Source organism: Luxibacter massiliensis (assembly GCF_900604355.1).
GTDB classification, from domain to species: domain Bacteria; phylum Bacillota; class Clostridia; order Lachnospirales; family Lachnospiraceae; genus Luxibacter; species Luxibacter massiliensis.
This window is the reverse complement of sequence record NZ_UWOE01000001.1, coordinates 1-10658: the sequence shown is the minus strand read 5'-3', so window position 1 is coordinate 10658 and position 10658 is coordinate 1. Positions and strand designations below refer to the sequence as shown.

The window sequence follows — 10658 nt, the reverse complement described above, 5'->3', positions numbered from 1 at the left end:
TACACTACTTATCGTTGTGGGAAAATCAGATTAAACTGTACATTTCCCTCTCCGGGATCAACCATTTCCACGGTTGCTTCATACTGTCTCCCTGTTTTTCTGGATACCAGATCCTTATAATGGATTTTTCCTTTAGACAGGAACTTCTTTGCTGTCGTCTTATCCATCTTTTTCCCCTGGCTTGCAAGGAATTTATCATTCTTCCACAAGGTAAAAGCACAATTCCGGTCAGAACAGTAAAAGTTTACTTTTCCTTCCCGGACATCAGCTCCACAACGGGGACATTTGCCAATGACTTCTCCTTTTGCTTTTCCCTGAAACTGATTTTTCTTCTCTTCTGAAATCCCCTGATATCTGGCAACCAGTTCCTGCATCAGCTCTGTAATCCCATTTAGGAATTCATCTGCTGTCTCTGTATTCTGGGCAATGTGATTCAATGCCATTTCCCATTCAGCTGTCATCTTCGGAGATTTAATCTCGTCCGGCAAAACCGTAATCAGTACATTTCCATCATCTGTCGGAATCAGATTTTTCTTTTCCCTTTTCACAAAACCAGACTGAATCAGTTTTTCAATGATTGCTGCCCTTGTTGCCGGTGTGCCAAGTCCTTTCTTTTCCGTATCTTCGGTCAGCTCTTCATTCCCAGCACGTTCCATCGCAGAAAGCAGGGTATCTTCTGTGTACTGTTTCGGTGGCTGTGTAAAATGCTCCGATACAAAAGAATCACAGGGACCATAATGCTTGCCTGCCCAGATATCCAACTCCGGCTCTTCTTTTTCTACAATGATTCCAAAGAACTGTTTCAGTTTTTTCTCAATTGTCTTGAACCCTTCCTGTTTTGTTTTCTTTGCATTGAGATAAAACGTATGATAATTGCAGGTAATCTGACATTTATGACTCTCATAAATATAAGGATCTGCAGTTGCTGTCAGAACTCTGGCGCTGATCAGATACAAAATCTTGCGGCTTCGTTCTTTCAGTTCACCAATATCTGCTTTGGCTACTTCCATGGTTGGGATAATCGCATGGTGATCGGATACTTTCTTTGAATTTAATACCTTACTCACGTCCGGTTGATATTCCAGACCTTCAGCATAAGGCATTTTCCCAAATAACATCTGAATCAGAGTTTCTGTGCTTTCTCCCATCTCATCTATCAAATACTGGCTGTCTGTTCTCGGATAAGTGACCAGCTTCTGCTCATACATCTCCTGCACGGCATCCAATGTCTGCTGTGCGGTATAACCAAACATTCTGTTTGCTTCCCTCTGCAGAGTGGTCAGATCATAAAGCTTCGGAGGGCGGACTGTTTTCTCTTTCACATCATCCTTCTCCACTTCGCACATACGCTCCATACAGTCCGCAGCCACTCTATCTGCATCTTCTTTTTTCTGAAAATGCTCTGTGACCGCATCCATATCGTCAAACTTGATATGAGCCATATAATATTTCTCTTTGGTAAATTCCTTGATCTTCTGATTTCGATCCACGATCATAGCAAGTGTTGGTGTCTGCACTCTTCCAACTTTCAGATTCTGGTTATACAGAACGGAAAAAAGACGGCTCGCATTGATTCCCACCAACCAGTCTGCCTTTGCCCTGCAAAGTGCTGACCGATAGAGACTGTCATAACACGAACCGTCTTTTAATGACGCAAATCCATCTTTAATTGCCTGTTCTTCCATAGATGAGATCCAGAGCCGCTTCATCGGTTTTTGGCATTCTGCCTGCTCATATACCAAACGAAAGATTAACTCTCCTTCACGTCCTGCATCAGTAGCACAGATCACTTCATCTACTTTGGAATCTCTCATCAGTTTCTTTAAGATTTCGAACTGCTTCTTTGTGCCCTCCAAAATCTTGTGTTTCCAACATTCCGGCACAATCGGCAGATCATCATATCTCCATTTTTTATATTTTTCATCGTATTCCGATGCATCACATAATCCAACCAGATGTCCTACGCACCAGGAAACGATATAACCGTTTCCCTCCACGTAGCCATCTTTTCTTGTTCTGGCTCCAAGCACAGAAGCCAGTGCCATCGCAACCGATGGCTTTTCTGCAATCACTAATTTCATTTACTCCTGCTCCTCTTCTTCATCTTCTAGTACCTCATCATTGAAATCTTCATCTTTCAAAACTTCTGTCCCTGCATTTTCCTGTTCTTCCTGCTCATCTGCATCGTCTACTTCCCGTTTTTCTGACTCTGAATCTTCGGATTCATTTTCATCCTCTTCCATCTCATCTTCATCATCATATTCATGTTTCGGTTTGTAGACTTTCAAGTAATAACCACCTGCCGCAGCTCCAACAGCAACCAATCCGATCAGTAGATAAGTCCCTGCTGAACTTTTGTCTTCTGGCATCTGAATGTCATCCTCTACCTTATCTTTCTCATCTGTCTCTGTCGTTTCCGGCTTTTCTTCTTCAGCCTGTTTCTCTGGTTCTGCATAAACAGTATCTACTTCCGGAAGTGTCACAGAATCAGAAAGTGTGAAGTTCATCAGATCTTTCTCACTGACTTCGGTAAGGAAATACACATTATCCTGAGATTTTGAATTGTCGATGATCAGATAAAAAATCTTACCACTCTTAGTTGAAATGGTATAAAACTCTTTTGTGCCTTCCGTAGCTGTTTTGGTAACAGAATCTGCTGTCTCGCCTTCTTTATTAAGCTGTTCCTCAATACCTGTCACTGTCCGATCATCCACAGTTCCTTTTGCATCTGTTGGCTCAGAAGCCTGTGCATCCTGCGGAAGTGGTGAAGTCATTGTTTTCTCAGTCCCAGTTGCATCTGCACTGGTCGTAGTTGCCATCGCACCATTGCTGTCACCTGAAGTTTTCTGTTTCTCTGCCTGCTTCTTTGCCCATTCATAATAAGGATTCTGCAACACATACTTTTCAGAAGTATTTCCGGCACCATCCGTTACCGTGATTTCAATCTGTTTTGTTGTAAAATCTTTCTGTGTCAGTTGCACTCTCAGCATTCCATCCTTCAGATCTGTATAAGTGGTGCCATTAACTGTCACAGAAGTAATGCCGGAAACGGTATCATTTCCCTGAATCGTCAGTACACCATCTGTCAGAGATGCAGAAAGCGTAGGCTTTTCTGTGTCATAACACTTAATAGAGCGATTCTGCTCATAGACCTTCCCCTCACCATCTGTCACACGCACATAGACCGTTTGATTACCAGTAATGGAAATACTTCCATTCCCTGTCACATCCTGCCAGCTTCCGTCTTTCCCAGCTTTCGCTTCAATTTTTGTGATAGAAAATCCTTCTGGCATATGACTGGCATCCACAGTAATTGCGACTGCCGTTTCCCCCTGTCTCCAGCCATCTGGCTTTTCAATCGTAATTGCGGGTGCTGTATTCTCTGCCGCTAACACACTCTGTGTCTGCAACATAGGCGATGTCAAGCAAAGAATCGTTGTTGCCGCAAGCAATCCTTTTTTCACGCTATTTTTAGATTTCTTCTGTTTCATCTTCTCTAAATTCATCATCAGACCTTGTTTCCTCCTTCTGTATTTCTACCCTGCCGGGCAGTTCATTTTTCATTCTCTTTTTGAAAGCTTCCAGCTCTGGAATGCTCATATCCATCGCACGGATAATTTTTACAATTTCCAGATTTTCCGCTTCTGTTTTTGCTATCTCCGCAGCCTTGAAACGCTTTAAATCTGCTTCATATCTGGCTTTGGATGCTTCCATTTTTTCCTTGGCTTTCTCATAATCTGCCGTTGCTTTTTCAAGACTTTTCATCGCTTCTCCTTTCCGGACGGCTGTTACACCGCCCTTTTCCTTACCATCGTCCGAATCCATAGAAATGACTCTGCCAGTATGGAGAGTTGATGGACGTATACTGCACCGGATGCCCACAATGGATCATCTGACCATTGCCCACATAGATTCCGATATGCGTTACCGGAACTCCTGCATCGTAAGTACCTGTAAAGAAGATCAGATCTCCTGGCTGTGCTTCTGACTGAGATATCGGCGTACAAATGTCATACAATCCCTGTGCCGTTAATCTTCCTGTATTCCTTACACCTGAATGTGTCAGGCAGTAACTTACGAATCCAGAACAGTCAAATCCACTTGGCGAATATCCACCCCACACATACGGTGTCCCAAGATATCTCGCTGCTTCATTTAACAAACGCTGTGCTGCTTCACTGGTATATTCATTGCCGCCAAATCCTGCCCCTTCTCCTGTTTCCAGATAAAAGATCGGGTTTAACCGCTCTCCATTTTTCAGAAGTTCAATGTGAAGATGGCTTCCTGTAGAATTTCCAGTATTTCCTACAAGCCCTATCTCATCACCTTTCGTGACGGATGCTCCTGCAGATACACTCCGGCTGCTTAAACGTGCATACCGCAGTTCATAGCCTTTACTGTCCTTGATCACAACATAATTGCCATAGCTGTCGTTATAAGCAGAAGTTGTAACCGTTCCGGTCAGCCCTGCCATTACTTTTGTCCCTTCCGGTGCTCCGATATCCATACCATTATGAAGCTGATTTGCTCCTGATATTGGATGAATCCTGTATCCATAATAGCTGGTCACACTGGAATACCAGTTAAAATCAACCGGTGTTGCAAACATCTGCAAGTTGCCTTTTGTATCGTTGTAGGCACTGAACAGTTCTTTCTGGAAAAATCCCAACCTGTCCTGACAGATTGACATCAGGTTTCCACTATTTAAGGTGACATTCAGCACATCTACATCTCTTGTCCTGGTCACTTCCACTTCATTGCTTCCATTATCATCTGCCAGATAACATTCCCATGTTTGATGTCCATGTGCAGATGCTGCCGCATGACTGTCATAATAGACATCAAACTGTACACCGTATCTTGCGAAAGCTCCGGTATCTTCTACAGTATATTCGACACCATTCATAACTACCTTTGTTCCCATTGGTACAAACGGATTGGAAGCATCTACCGCTAAGGTATGATTGGCAGTTGGATATGCTCCACTGGCAGTCGGTCCTCCGCTCCAAATACCACAACAAATTGGGCAGTTACAATACCCACTGGTCACAACCTGTCCCAAAGATTCTCCAACTCTTACAGTTGCTGTCTCTGTCACAGTCTCATTGACTGCTTCTGTTTCTAACCGATACTGCAATGCAAAAAGAGCATCCAGTTCTGGCTTTACCTGTTCAAAGGTAAATTCTTCATACTTTGCTGACAGATAACTGATCAGGATAAACGGATCATGCTCAATAGGTCCGATGTTATATCGGTATTCCTCATGTCCCGGTTCTTCAGATTCCATGTTGTTGATCCGCTCCTGCAGATTAGCTTCCAGCTGTGTATAATACAATTCCGCTTCCCGGATTGCCTGATCCGATGACAGATAACTGGTCCCTGTGTAAGTGATTACATTTTGTAAAAACACTGCAGAACATGACGTGACATTCGTTATGATCAGAAACATCAATCCGATCAGAACTGCTACACTGATATACACCTTCCGATTTTCTTTAAAGAAGTTGGTGACCTTACCGCCAATCTTCTTAATATAATCAATCGTACCTTTTGTAGCTGTTCCTACTGTCTGTTCACTTCGCTTCGCTTTGGCATAATCCCGTTTGATCTGTTGCTTCTGAATCTGTTTTTTCAGCTTCTTCTGCTCCTGATGGGATGCAGCCTGTGCCTGTTTCTCTTCCTGTCTTTCAAGTCTGCTTCTTTTTCTGGATGCCCACTGTTTCCTGCGTCTGGCACTTCTCTGTTCCAGCCGGTAAACACCTTCGCCGCTTTCTTCTAACTTATGGGCACCTTCTACCGCCGCATTATCGTCTTCATTTTTGCTGATCTCACGGTGCAATGCTACGGAAGTTGCACTTCCTGCTTTCTTGACAACAGAAGTTTTTTCTGTTTTCACAGATTCCCCTTCACCAAACTTCAAACGGGATTTTTTCTTTCCAGGAGTTTCTCCTTCATTTGCCTGATAGACCTGTGCTTTCTTGGAATGCTGCTTTGCTTCCTTTTTCTTTCTTGCTTCTTCATAAGAAAACTTTTTGGCTTTTTCTTTCTGTTTCTGATGGCGGAAATTGACTCCATACGTATCCATCTGGTTCAATTTCTCCATATCTTTGTCATTTTTCACAGAAGCACCAGTTTCCTCATAAGCAAACTTCAAACGTTGTTTTTGTTTTGGCTTTTTGCTGCCGCCGGTCTGATTTCTCCGGCTGTCTCCTCTGTTTTCTGATAGATCAGCACGTTTTTCTTTCAGTCTCCCTGACTGTCCGGCTTCAGATTTTTCTGCAAGTCTGGATTCTTTTCCGACTTCAGCACGAATCCTTTTCCGGTTTTGCTGCTTTCTATTTTGTCCAAAATCCTCACTTTGCTTCTCTGTCCGTATCAGTTCCGGTGCATCTCTGGATTTTTGCGCAGAGGGACGAATATTTTTCCCACTCCGTTCAGACTGGCGGGAAGACTTATCCACAAGGCTTAATTCTTTTTCCCCTTGTTTTCCTCCCATCAGCACATCACTGGCACGGTTACTGACACGAACAGAAGATTTATCCGTCAGGTTTTCTTCCACCAGACCATCCTTGGTCATCTTCTGGACTTTCTTATCCCTGACTTTCATTCTCTGTTCTGCCACCACTTACTCCTCCTTCTTCGGATACCCTTTCCCTGCCTGTAATAAACAGAGAAAAGCGATGCCAAAAACAGCACCGCCACTAAAAGTTAATACATATGAAATTGCTCGTAACATTATTTTCTCCTTTGATTTAATCTGCTTCAGAAGTTTCCTCCAAGCGGGTTGTCATGATTTTATAGAGGGAATTCTTCGGAAATCTGTCTACGAATGGGATAATGACATTTCCATAGAACAGAAGTCCTTCCCCCTCATTACTGTTGGTTACATAGGACAGCTGGGTTGGTGAGATATTCAGCTGTTTTGCCAGAATCTGCCTGTCTCCGGATGCCTGGTTGAGCATATAAATAAAATCTGAATTTTCAAATATATTCTCGATTTCCCTGGAAGACAGCAAATCCTTGATATTCTGGGTGATGCCCGTTGGAATACCACCCCATTTACGGAATCGCTTCCAAATCTCCACGCTGTAAGCTGCAGTCTGCTCTTCTTTTAAGAGAAGATGGAACTCATCCACATAGTATCTGGTGGACTTATGGGCAGAACGGTTCATCGTTACCCTGTTCCAAACCTGATCCTGAATGACAAGCATCCCGATCTTTTTCAACTGCTTACCAAGTTCCTTGATATCAAAGCAGACAATACGGTTATTGATATCCACGTTTGTCTGATGGTTAAACACATTCAAAGAACCTGTAACATAGATTTCCAACGAAGTGGCCAGTCGCTGTGCTTCCGGCTCTTCCTGTTTTCTCAGAAGGTTATATAAATCCTCCAGGATTGGCATCTTCTCCGGTACTGGATCGGCAAGATATTCCTGATATACTAACCGTACACAACGGTCAATGATGGTCTTTTCTACCGGCTCCAGTCCATTCTTTCCTCCAACAATCAACTCACACAAAGACAGAATAAAATCTGCTTTCAGTGACAGTGGATTATCTTCCTCGGAATAGTTCAGGTTCAGATCCATTGGATTGATATACTGGTCAGATACCGGTGAAACCCTCACCACCTGCCCATGCAGTGCCTGCACCAATGGAGAATACTCAGCTTCTGGATCGCAGATGATGATATCGTCTTCCGTAATTAGGAAACAGTTCGTAATCTCTCTCTTTGCTGAGAAGGACTTACCGGAACCAGGTGTACCAAGAATCAGTCCATTCGGGTTCTTCAAACGTTTCCGATCAACCATGATCATGTTGTTGGATAATGCATTCAATCCATAATAAAGAGCTTCCCCTTCCTGAAACAGTTCCTGCGTCGTAAATGGCACGAAGATCGCTGTTGAAGATGTGGTAAGCCCTCTCTGAATTTCAATCCGATTGACTCCCAGTGGAATACAAGACATGAGTGCTGCTTCCTGCTGATAATCCAGCTGTTTTAAGGAACAGTTATATTTCTGTGCAATTCCCTGCACCTGGAAAATATTATTATCCAGCTTCTGACGTTTCTTTGCGGTATTCATAACAAGAACTGTCACAAGGAACATTCTCTCATTTCTGGACTGCAGATCTTCCAGCAGATTCTTCGCCTCTTCTCCATAGGTTATAAGGTCCGATGGAAGCACGTCCATATCATAACCGGAACGTACCGCCCGTTTCTGCTCTTCAATCTTCATCTTATCCAAATCTGAAATCTTGCTCTTGATCATTTTGATCGCTGAACTCTGATCAATGGACTGAATATGAATGTTAACATTGATGCTGTCATCCACATCCAGAAAATCCGCAAGCATTCGGTCTGTCAGCTCCGGTGCAAGAATCTGCAGGTAACTCACGCTCCCCATCGTTCTTCCCATCAAAAATGTCTGATTCTTGGAAAAGTTAAATGAAGTCGGTGCAATAAAATCTTTGGTCTTCAATCCTGTTTCCGGCAACATCTTATACTGGAACTTAAATGGCTCAATTCGATCCTGGTTGAACACATGATATAGAATCTCCAGCCGCTCCAGACCATTTAAGGAATGTGCCTGTGCCCCCAGAACCTTAAAGTTATTTAAGATATCTGTTTCGATTCTTTCAAGCCTTGGTCTTGCTACTTTCAAACTCTCTGCTTCAATTCCAAAAGTAATATACTTTGTCTTCACCAGACCATTATTTCCTTTTGAAAGCTGATTTTTCAACATAGTACGGTACTCTTCACGAATGGCATTGAAGTCATCGTTCTGATCAGGAATGTCAATGCTTTTCTCAAATTCTGCCACATCCACCTGCTGATTGATAAAGGACAGCTGCACACTGATGGAAGAATCAAAGTAATTTAAGAAATCACAGTAATTTTCAAATATCGTGGTTTTATCCTCATTTAAAGCAAGCTGATAGTTGATGTCATAAAACTGAATTGTCTTAGAGAAAAAGGTCTTTGTCACCTGGCAAATACCATCCTGCAGCATCCGAATATACGGAATACTCTGCTGTGCTGTTGTAGGAATGTTTTTCTGTTTCCTGCGGTCCCGTTCCTGCTTCTTCCTACGCTTTTCCTGTTCTCTTTCTTTTCTGCTTTTTTTGTTTCTTCTTTCCTGACGGTTTCTTTTTTCCGCCAGGGACAGACGCTCCTGCTGAGCCTCCTGCTTTGTCTTTTTTGCCATCCGGCACACCCTCCTTTTTTACAAGGGTGGAAATCTCCTGATAAAAATTTTCTGTCTTATATGGTCTTACTGCCGGACAGATAAACTTCTGTCGAATGATATTTGCCACCACTTTTTCAAAGGGAAGACCGTCTTTTTCATACATTGCCATGAAGAAAAACGGAAGCATGATCGTTACCATCAGGATGGCTGCGATACTGGAACCGATTGGTTTTCTCATGAACAGATAAAACGGAATTCCCGCAACTGCGGCAAGTGAAAAGAAAATCAGCTGCCGCTTTGTCAGATTTAACGCTACTTTTGTTTTGACCTTTGTAAGGTCTTTGGGTACTGGTACATACGCCATGTATGTGCTCCTTTCCTGCCTGTTAGTGGGCATTGAATATTGATTTGCTAAGGCTTCCGGTCTTGAATAATGAAAATGCAAGAATCACGGTATAAGCCGCTACTGAAAACATTGCTGCATGAAGGTCACTGGATATGGTCATTGCATTTACTAAAACTGCATAAATTCCCACACAGACCATCATGAAGAATCCCTGAAATGCCAGTGCGAACAAGCCTTTTAAATAGTTGTTTCCGATATTGCCCCATTCCTTATTGGTCATGGTGGCAAACGGAATTGGTGCTATGGAAGTATAAAGGTAAATCTCTATCATTCTTCCGTATAAAATAACGGTTATAATGATCGACAGAATCCGCATGGTAATACTGATCAGCAGCGTTTCCATGGATAACAAGAACAAATCCCCCAGTTCCATATCTTCCAGTGCATCCACAATCCTTGTGATTGCTTCCGATGCGTCCACTGCTGTGTTTCCGGAAATTACTCCGGCGGCATTGTTGACCACATGCTGGCCAACGTCAAAGACCGCCATCGTGATATTGAACGTATTCGTCACCAGATAAATGGCTACATACGCCTTAAAGATCCAGAGGAAAATGTTGTAAGTCTCAAATTCATGAAAATTGTTTTTCTGCGTTACCATCGTAATCAGTTCATAGCACAGGACAAATGTGATGATCAGTCCCGCAATGGGGACAATCACCGTTTGGGAAATGTTCTGGATCAGATTGAAGATTCCGGCATTCCATCCCTGCGGTGTCTGTCCCACCTGCCCGGCTATGGTTCCCACCTGCTCATTGACAGACGTGAACATGTTATCCAAACAGGACTTGATAAGCCCGATCAGGATATCCTTTATCGCTTCCGTAATTCTCTCAATGATGGTGTTCATCTACCACTCCTCTTAAGAGAACAATGTTGCCAGCTGTGGAATCAGGGTAGTTCCCAGCAGCATGATTCCGGCACCAGCCATCAGCTGTTTTATCCCCAAATAGGTGTAGGAAAACGGCTCGATGGCGGGCGGCGGCGTGTCAAGAAATATCTATGGAGTTTTTAAGAACCGCCCCGGCGGGGGCAGGTCAGGCCGTGACCTGCTCCACCTC

At 43.2% G+C, this 10658-nt stretch carries 8 protein-coding genes; all 8 read right to left on the bottom strand.

The annotated features are described in order from the left end of the window. Positions 1–8 precede the first annotated feature (8 nt). The gene (locus EFA47_RS00045; RefSeq protein WP_122641468.1) at positions 9–2081 is read right to left on the bottom strand and encodes a DNA topoisomerase 3; all 2073 of its coding nucleotides are present in this window, start codon (positions 2079–2081) and stop codon (positions 9–11) included. Continuing rightward, positions 2082–3509, bottom strand: coding sequence for a CD1107 family mobile element protein (locus EFA47_RS00040; RefSeq protein WP_330511666.1), 1428 nt, complete (start codon positions 3507–3509; stop codon positions 2082–2084). Beyond that, positions 3472–3825 (bottom strand): DUF4315 family protein, encoded by a 354-nt coding sequence (locus EFA47_RS00035; protein WP_227163109.1) that lies wholly within the window; start codon positions 3823–3825, stop codon positions 3472–3474. Before EFA47_RS00035 ends, EFA47_RS00040 begins: the two co-directional genes overlap by 38 nt. Then, complete coding sequence (locus EFA47_RS20440; protein WP_122644340.1) at positions 3806–6607, bottom strand: CD1108 family mobile element protein; 2802 nt, start codon at positions 6605–6607, stop codon at positions 3806–3808. Before EFA47_RS20440 ends, EFA47_RS00035 begins: the two co-directional genes overlap by 20 nt. Before the next feature lie 145 nt (positions 6608–6752). Next, positions 6753–9209: a VirB4-like conjugal transfer ATPase, CD1110 family gene (locus EFA47_RS00020; protein WP_206215500.1), complete on the bottom strand. Its 2457-nt coding sequence runs from the start codon at positions 9207–9209 to the stop codon at positions 6753–6755. Next, positions 9091–9555 carry a PrgI family protein gene (locus EFA47_RS00015; RefSeq protein ID WP_044956137.1) on the bottom strand — a complete coding sequence of 155 codons (465 nt, stop codon included), beginning with the start codon at positions 9553–9555 and terminating at the stop codon, positions 9091–9093. Before EFA47_RS00015 ends, EFA47_RS00020 begins: the two co-directional genes overlap by 119 nt. Before the next feature lie 22 nt (positions 9556–9577). Further along, on the bottom strand, positions 9578–10447 hold the full coding sequence (locus tag EFA47_RS00010; RefSeq protein ID WP_005344182.1) for a VirB6/TrbL-like conjugal transfer protein, CD1112 family: 870 nt from the start codon (positions 10445–10447) through the stop codon (positions 9578–9580). A 12-nt stretch (positions 10448–10459) separates the two neighbouring features. Next, positions 10460–10546, bottom strand: coding sequence for a Maff2 family mobile element protein (locus EFA47_RS20295; RefSeq protein ID WP_279230489.1), 87 nt, complete (start codon positions 10544–10546; stop codon positions 10460–10462). Positions 10547–10658: the final 112 nt, after the last annotated feature.

Coding starts and splice junctions, on each gene's coding strand:
- EFA47_RS00045 (WP_122641468.1), bottom strand. CDS start 2,081: ATGAAATTAGTGATTGCAGAAAAGCCATCGGTTGCGATGGCACTGGCT.
- EFA47_RS00010 (WP_005344182.1), bottom strand. CDS start 10,447: ATGAACACCATCATTGAGAGAATTACGGAAGCGATAAAGGATATCCTG.
- EFA47_RS00020 (WP_206215500.1), bottom strand. CDS start 9,209: ATGGCAAAAAAGACAAAGCAGGAGGCTCAGCAGGAGCGTCTGTCCCTG.
- EFA47_RS00015 (WP_044956137.1), bottom strand. CDS start 9,555: ATGGCGTATGTACCAGTACCCAAAGACCTTACAAAGGTCAAAACAAAA.
- EFA47_RS00040 (WP_330511666.1), bottom strand. CDS start 3,509: ATGATGAATTTAGAGAAGATGAAACAGAAGAAATCTAAAAATAGCGTG.
- EFA47_RS00035 (WP_227163109.1), bottom strand. CDS start 3,825: ATGGATTCGGACGATGGTAAGGAAAAGGGCGGTGTAACAGCCGTCCGG.
- EFA47_RS20440 (WP_122644340.1), bottom strand. CDS start 6,607: ATGAAAGTCAGGGATAAGAAAGTCCAGAAGATGACCAAGGATGGTCTG.